The sequence below is a fragment of the Yersinia artesiana genome (genome assembly GCF_902726545.1).
GTDB classification, from domain to species: Bacteria; Pseudomonadota; Gammaproteobacteria; order Enterobacterales; family Enterobacteriaceae; genus Yersinia; species Yersinia artesiana.
In genome coordinates this window covers 1-5,330 of the sequence record NZ_CACVAD010000099.1, presented here as the reverse complement: position 1 = coordinate 5,330, position 5,330 = coordinate 1, and the positions used below count along the sequence as shown (strand labels likewise).

Below are 5,330 nucleotides of genomic sequence, written 5' to 3'. Positions count from 1 at the left end.
TACTAAGGGAATGCTACAACACAGTGTTCTGTGAAAAGACAGCACAATTTGGTTTTCAGTTTGTTTATGGAGAAACTCGCTACTTCTAAATTTGATTATCTAAAATATTCTTTATGCATCCGACTATATAAAATCGTGCAATCATGGATGCTAGCGATTATCACTCGCGTTATAGTCAAAAACAGAATAATTTCATTTTCAATGGTACCACCAGAATAGGCCTGGTTCAGTATGAACTCACAATTCTACTTTAACTCTATATTTAATATGTGAAATTTATTACTTTCTTATGAGTCAGGCTGAATGTTTTTATATTAAAAATAGACTCTGTTAGAAAACCAGAGTCTATTTTAGGTATGTGCTTAACTCACATATAATGGGGCTAGCACAAATTAATTATAACGACACAAATCACGATCCATTTTACTCAGAAACTCAAAACCGCTATCGGTAATGAGAATCATATCTTCCAGCATAATCGAACCAATCCCGATACCGTAATAAGGTGTTTCCAGGCTTAACACCATACCTGGTCGGAATGTTTCCGTTGCCAATGTGCTAACAAATGGTGCTTCTTCCAGCCCTAAAAATACACCATCGCCATGGCCAAGATGGCCACGGTTATAATGCGGTAAACCGGACTTTTTAATCACATCCATAGTGCTATCAAACACGTCTTTTAACTTAACGCGCGGAGCAACCATCGAGAGCATATGCTCATGACCGATTCTGATAGTGTCATATATCTGTTGTGTGAGTTCATCTGGTTCCCCCAAGACAAATGTTCTGGCAAGATCGGCACCATAACCCGCCACATCAACCCCACAGTCGAACTTAATTAAGTCGCCAGGCTTTGCCGGGGTTTCATCAGGGAACATTTTAGGTGAGAAATTATCGCCAACTGAAATAAGATTAAAGCGAGAGAAATTGGTCTCAGGGAAAGTCATGACGGCAGCTTTAAATGCCGCGGTCAATTCGGCAGCGGTGCAACCCACTCGAATATGCTTAGCCGCACTGGCGATACCAAATTCGGTGATTTCAGCACTTTTTCGCAGGTGTTGAATCTCCCACGAGCTTTTAATCATTCGTATTTCATTGAATAGCGCTGTCGAATCAACCAACTTTAACCCTGGGGCCACTTTATCTAACACGTTTTTGCCGCCGTTAGACATCGCCTGTAATTCAATCGCAATGGTCTTATCCAACACTCCTGCGCCCTCAAGGGCATCTTTCACCAAAGCAAAAACAGCCTCAACTGGAGGGCCAATAGGGCGTTCACGTTTTTTATGATGATTCAGTGGGTTGCGCGGATCAGCCACGTCCACCCACACCGGGAAGGTTTTCAGTACCATGTTGGGCATATCAAAGTGCGTACTGGCAGCTTCAAACTCGTTCATGATGATTTGAGACGGAATGTTCTCATCACGAAACATAATCGCGACAGCAGCACCGGTATGTCGGAAGGTATACATAAAGAAACTGGCAAAACCGGTCAGGTAATAGAAGTTATCGCAGACGGTGACAACCAGAGCATCAAGCCCTTCTCGCTCCATGACCCCACGAGCTTTGCGACTAACCGCATTTAAATGGGCAATTTTTTCTTTATTCACCGAAATATCCTTCAAGGCTTACTTTATCTGTAAGTTGAATGATATACCGGTTATGGGCGAGATTCTAACGGGCAATCAAGACAACTGCCGACACCAGGAAGTTTATTACGTTGGCAGCAAGTGCGGCGCTCCATTCCCCCATTACGAGGAATAACAGTGCGATAGAGTGGGTTATCTCTTCCATCAGGCAAGCTTGAGGTGAGAAAAAGATTTTCAATAATGGCGTTATAGCCCTCAATGGGGCCTAACTTATTTGCGAATTCGCGCAGATACCAAAACATCAAATAACCTATGTTATTCCATATCAGCCGGATATTAGCTTTTGGCTGGCGCTCTATTCTCTTCATGACAGGAATAATATGATGATCGAGTAATAAATAGAGCCGTTGCAATAAAGATGACGGTGATTTATCTAACCAGTCATGTTGATAGTAGATAGCTTCAGGTCGTCCTGTTGCGTGAAATTTAATGCGAACTCTCTCCGGACGGGTATCTATCGTTGCAGGTAATGCCAGTAACATCAAGATCATAGGGGGAATAACCAAACCGAAATACCATTGCCCCCATAATGAGTGCAGCGCTTTATGATTTGGATTAAGCCCAGTATCGCTGTAATAGTGATTTTCATAGTTTTGCATCAACGCGGGCAGGCTATTTTCTGCCGCCCACTGCTCAAGCAATATGCTGTCTTTAGGGATTTCTACCGCATCAACATAAAAGGATTCGGAGAAGTGCACAAATGTACGGGCGAACAAACTGGCGACTTCATCAGAAATCGCCATTGTTGAAGGGTAAATCACTTCAGCTACATTCGCCACAATCCATACTCCACGGAACTTATATGGATGATATTATTACACTCAGTGATAATGATTATCAATGAAGTTGATTAATAATTCTCAACAGCATTAAAGGATAAAATAATCAGGTCATCTCAGAAATTGCTTATACCTTTTATGTTCACAGGCTAATCAACCCGATAGTTGACTGACATAACGCCTTTCTTCTCCGAGATTGACTGCACAGTAACCTTACCCAGTACGCGCGATGAGCTGACATGGGTACCACCGCAGGCATAAGCCGATAATTCACCAAAACCAACTTCACGAAAATCACCTTGTACTGAAGTCTGTCTCGGTAAATCTTGCTGGATAAATTGTTCCAGCGCCGCTTGAACAATATCAATATCAACCACCTGGGAGTCTTGGGTCCGTTTAAATGACACTCGCCCTTCCCCCGGCCAATGATGCGCTTTCACCGGTAGCCAACCATAACTTTCACCAATATTGCCGATAAGATGCCCCGCTGAATGCATACGTGTATTTAACAGGCGGCGCTCATTATCCACACGAGCATAATAACTTCCCGGCGCTATGGGCTTCGCCAGATAATGAATTAATTGCCCCTGCTGCTGAACAACCCGCAACACCTGATTAGCGCCGATGTAACCGGTATCAGAAGGTTGTCCCCCACCTTGCGGATGAAAAATAGTCGCCAGTAATATCACGGCAAACTCCTCACCAGCCGGCGTGCAGCTCAGCACCTCAACATCCATTGCCAGCGTATCGTTCTCAAAAAATAGACGGGTTGTCATAATCATTACCCTTTTATCATTTCCATTATGATTATATTGATGTCAGTCTGACGTGATAATCCGTCACATACTCAAAGGACTATTGCGCTGTGAGCACAAATCTTCCACTCGCGTTGCTGAGTGAAATGGCTATCTTCGTTAAAGTTGTCGAAACAGGCAGTTTTTCAGCGGCCGCCCGCCAATTGGGGCTTTCACCTTCGGCGATTAGCCGCAGCGTCAGCAAACTCGAAAAAGCACTGGCAAGCCGTTTATTGCAGCGAACAACCCGTAAATTGCGTTTAAGCGAAAGCGGCGAAGAGGTCTTTAAACGCTGCAACGCCATGCTCAATGCCGCCAACTCGGTGATGGAGATCAGTGACCAATATAGTCAAGAGCCGGAAGGTCTTATCCGTATCAGTGTGCCCAAGGCGGTGGGTCGCTTTGTAATTCACCCCCATATGCCGGAATTTTTACAGCGCTATAGCAAAATAGATGTGCAGTTGATATTAGATGACCGCTATGTTGATTTGATTGATGAAAATGTGGATCTGACCATTCGAATTACTGACCAACCCCCACCGGGGATGATCGGGCGGCAACTGATGGATATCGAACATCTTCTGTGTGCAACCCCCGAATATCTTGCAGCCCAGGGTACGCCGCAGCATCCCCACGATTTAGCTCAACACAGTTGTATTTATCTCGGAGAAACACCGGGGGACGCGCGCTGGAAGTTTCGTCAAGGAAGTAAGGCTATCACGGTCGCAGTAAAGGGCCGCTACGCCGCGAATCACACGGGGGTCAGGCTAGATGCAGTATTGCAGCATATCGGCATTGGCAGTTTACCCTATTTTACCGCCAGAACAGCCTTGCAACAGGAGCAGGTGGTACAGGTATTACCGGAGTGGCGCTTTATCAGCTCATACAGTGGCGGTTTATGGTTGCTCTATCCTCCAACACGCTATTTACCCCCGAAACTTCGTGTCTTTATTGATTATATTGTCGATCGATTACGTGATGAACCCAACTTACCGCTCCGCTAAATAAGAGATTACTCAGCGGAACGTTGAATATTACGCGGTCGCCAGTACCATTACGGCTTTTTCGCCAGCAGGGTTGCAAAACGCAGTTTTATCCGGTTACCTTGCGCATCAGTTTTATGCAATTGCCCAACATCTTCGTTGTATTTAATGATGTCCCAATCTTTATAGTAATGGCGTAATTCACCCGATTTTAATGTGAAGGAAAAAGGCACCGTACAAGGGAAGTCATCAGTCGACATCGCGGAGATAATCAGGTTGTAACCACCAGGTAAGGTACACTCTTGCATATTCTTGATAATATGCGGGATTCTTTCTGGCTGTAGGAACATTAACACGACGGTTGAAAGAATAAAGTCGTAGCGATTATCCAGGCTGGCTTCATTGATGTTATAAGTGCTGGCGGTAATATTCGACCGTTGTTCCTGCTCAATGATCTGCTGCAAGCGGCTGATACTTTCATCATTTTTATCTACAGCGGTCACATCAAAACCCAATAAGTTCAGATATAACGAATTACGTCCGGAACCACAGCCTAAGTCCAGCGCTTTTCCGGGTTTGACTGTTTTCACCGCCTCAATCACTTCGGAATGAGTCGGTGTTAAATTATATTTCTTATGATAATAATCTTCTGCCGTACAATAAAAACCAAGTTGGCATTGTAGATCATCTGAACACGCAGCAATACGGTGCCAAACTTGTGGTTCAATAAAGGGAGGCTGATTCTCACCAGAGAAGGTGTGCCTTTCCAGCGTATTACCCGCTTCATCAAGGATCAAAAAATCCATTTCTCCACGCAGAATCGTCAATTTCGCCCATGTTCCGGCTTTGGTATTGTGCTTTTCACGAAACATCGCGGGTACGCCAGCGCTATTCCAGACAGGTAACTGCTTGTAGCAAAGCAAGGCTGATGTATTTTCCATACTGATATTCCTCAGATAATTTAAAGATGCATTTAATATGCAACATATAGTACAGCATAAATCTTATTAAATGAAGCTACCCTGCCAGGCAAGCTCACAGCAAAACTTGAGGTTAATGACAAAGTGCCCGTAACGGTGAAAACAGGCAGATCGTAAAGACGCCGTAAACCCCTCCCTGGGGGCT

The 5,330-nt window shown here is 44.4% G+C and carries 5 protein-coding genes; 1 reads left to right on the top strand and 4 read right to left on the bottom strand.

Features of this window, described 5'->3' with window-relative positions:
• Positions 1–392 precede the first annotated feature (392 nt).
• The 3 genes from HU019_RS20015 to HU019_RS20005 all read right to left on the bottom strand — a co-directional run bounded on the left by HU019_RS20015 (position 393) and on the right by HU019_RS20005 (position 3,204).
• Entirely contained in the window at positions 393–1,610 is a 1,218-nt protein-coding gene (locus HU019_RS20015) for a M24 family metallopeptidase (protein WP_174850051.1), read from the bottom strand.
• A 50-nt stretch (positions 1,611–1,660) separates the two neighbouring features.
• On the bottom strand, positions 1,661–2,428 hold the full coding sequence (fhuF, locus tag HU019_RS20010; RefSeq protein ID WP_174850050.1) for a siderophore-iron reductase FhuF: 768 nt from the start codon (positions 2,426–2,428) through the stop codon (positions 1,661–1,663).
• A 149-nt stretch (positions 2,429–2,577) separates the two neighbouring features.
• On the bottom strand, positions 2,578–3,204 hold the full coding sequence (locus tag HU019_RS20005) for an alanyl-tRNA editing protein (RefSeq protein ID WP_174850049.1): 627 nt from the start codon (positions 3,202–3,204) through the stop codon (positions 2,578–2,580).
• An 89-nt stretch (positions 3,205–3,293) separates the two neighbouring features.
• On the opposite strand from HU019_RS20005, the gene HU019_RS20000 reads away from it, so the two are divergent.
• On the top strand, positions 3,294–4,226 hold the full coding sequence (locus HU019_RS20000) for a LysR family transcriptional regulator (protein ID WP_174850048.1): 933 nt from the start codon (positions 3,294–3,296) through the stop codon (positions 4,224–4,226).
• A gap of 50 nt (positions 4,227–4,276) precedes the next feature.
• Here HU019_RS20000 and tehB read toward each other — a convergent pair whose 3' ends face one another.
• Positions 4,277–5,146: an SAM-dependent methyltransferase TehB gene (gene tehB, locus HU019_RS19995; protein WP_174850047.1), complete on the bottom strand. Its 870-nt coding sequence runs from the start codon at positions 5,144–5,146 to the stop codon at positions 4,277–4,279.
• Positions 5,147–5,330: the final 184 nt, after the last annotated feature.

Coding starts and splice junctions, on each gene's coding strand:
- HU019_RS20005 (WP_174850049.1), bottom strand. CDS start 3,204: ATGACAACCCGTCTATTTTTTGAGAACGATACGCTGGCAATGGATGTT.
- tehB (WP_174850047.1), bottom strand. CDS start 5,146: ATGGAAAATACATCAGCCTTGCTTTGCTACAAGCAGTTACCTGTCTGG.